This is a genomic window from Streptomonospora sediminis, from assembly GCF_054778995.1.
In genome coordinates this window covers 1-943 of record NZ_BAAGYZ010000092.1, presented here as the reverse complement: position 1 = coordinate 943, position 943 = coordinate 1, and the positions used below count along the sequence as shown (strand labels likewise).

Genomic DNA, 943 nt, shown 5'->3' with positions numbered 1-943 from the left:
ACCTCAACCCCCGCACCACCCACCACACCCCCACCAACCCCACCCACCACCGGCCAAAACCGCTCCCGCTGAAACGCATACAACGGCAAACCGACCGCGGCCGGCGCCGGGCCGTCGCCGGTACCGGCCGTGATCACCGCGGGCCAGTCGACGGCCGCTCCTTCCACATACAAGCGGGCCACCGCAGTCAGCAGGGTGTCGGCCTCGGGCCGGTCGCGGCGCTGAGCACCGACCACCACCGCCTCCGGCGCGACCTCGCCCACCGCCGGCACCAAAACCGCATCCGGACCCACCTCCACGAACCGGGAAACGCCGCGTTCGACCAAGTCGGCGATGCCCGCGCCGAACCGGACCGGGCGGCGCACGTGCGAAACCCAGTACTCCACCGAGCACAGCAGATCCGGATCCGCCAGTTCGCCCGTCAGATTCGACACCACCGGCAGTTCGGGGCGGTGGAACTCCACCTGCTCCAGGCACCGGGCGAACTCGGCCAGCATCGGGTCCATGTGGTGGGAGTGGAACGCATGGCTCACCCGCAACCACCGCGTCTTGCGCCCCCACCCCGCGACCGTGCCTTCGATATCGCCCACCGGGTCCACATCGCCCGAAACCACCACCGAGCCCGGACCGTTGACCGCCGCCACACCCACCCGATCAGCCAACCCGTCAAGAAGGGGGAGGATCTCGGCTTCGGTGGCCTGCAGCGACACCATCGCCCCACCCGCAGGCAACGCCTGCATCAACCGGCCCCGCGCCGCCACCACACTGCAGGCATCGGACAGCGACCACACCCCCGCCACATAGGCGGCCGCGAACTCACCCACCGAATGGCCCATCACGTAATCCGGCGTAATCCCCCAGGACTCCAGCAACCGGAACAGCCCGACCTCGTAGGCGAACAACGCCGGCTGGGTGTAGCCGGTCTCGTCCAAGGACTCACCCG

At 69.6% G+C, this 943-nt stretch carries 1 protein-coding gene; it reads right to left on the bottom strand.

From position 1 onward, the window contains the following. On the bottom strand, positions 1 to 932 hold a 932-nt coding region (locus tag ACYVD5_RS17800; protein WP_461002191.1), incomplete at its 3' end, for an acyltransferase domain-containing protein. Positions 933 to 943: the final 11 nt, after the last annotated feature.